Origin of the sequence: Niastella populi (genome assembly GCF_002078015.1) — a bacterium.
GTDB classification, from domain to species: Bacteria; Bacteroidota; Bacteroidia; order Chitinophagales; family Chitinophagaceae; genus Niastella; species Niastella populi.
This window is the reverse complement of record NZ_LWBP01000121.1, coordinates 1-789: the sequence shown is the minus strand read 5'-3', so window position 1 is coordinate 789 and position 789 is coordinate 1. Positions and strand designations below refer to the sequence as shown.

General features: G+C 44.2%; 1 protein-coding gene. It reads right to left on the bottom strand.

The features are described 5' to 3' along the window. The coding region (locus tag A4R26_RS11590; RefSeq protein ID WP_165760237.1) for an AMP-binding protein at positions 1-789 on the bottom strand (789 nt) is incomplete at both ends.

The window sequence follows — 789 nt, the reverse complement described above, 5'->3', positions numbered from 1 at the left end:
AAGTGGATGATGCTGATTTTTTGAGACGCTAATACAGCATCTAAATAGACCGGGTCTTTATGACCATCCGGCTTCGCGAAAACCAGCTTACTTCCACCAATCAATGGGAGGAATAGCTCCCAAACCGAAACGTCAAAAGTTACAGGCGTTTTCTGTAAGAATACATCTGCCTCTTCTACCTGTAAATCCCGCTTCATCCCCAGCAACCTGTTCACCAGACCACGATGTTCAAGCATAACTCCTTTCGGCTTCCCGGTAGATCCGGATGTGTAGATCACATATATCAGGTTGTTTGATTTAGCGGTGGAAGTCACCGGTTCTGTAGAATAACGCTCCCTGCTTTCCTTGAACTTGCTTAGTTCTGTTTCATCCAGGCATACCTTATATTGGGTATCCTTTTCAATATAGTCTAATCTTTCCCGGGGGTATTCAGGATCGATAGGAACATAGGCTCCGCCTAATTTCAACACACCGAATATCGATACCATCATCCACTCACTGCGCTCCTGTTTGATGCCAATCAAATCATCGGGCCGGATGTCATAATTATCTTTCAGGTAATGAGCCAGCTGATTAGACCACTCATTAAGCTCCTGGTAGGTCAGTTCCCTATCCTCAAATACTACCGCTACATTATCCGGGGTCTTTGCAACTTGCTCTTCGAACAAACCAACTATCGTTTTATCTTTCGGGTAAGCTATTGCTGTATCATTGTACGTGACCAGCAGTTTATGCTTCTCCTCGTCTGATAAGTAATCTATTTGTGAGATCTTCTCTTCAGGGGTTTCC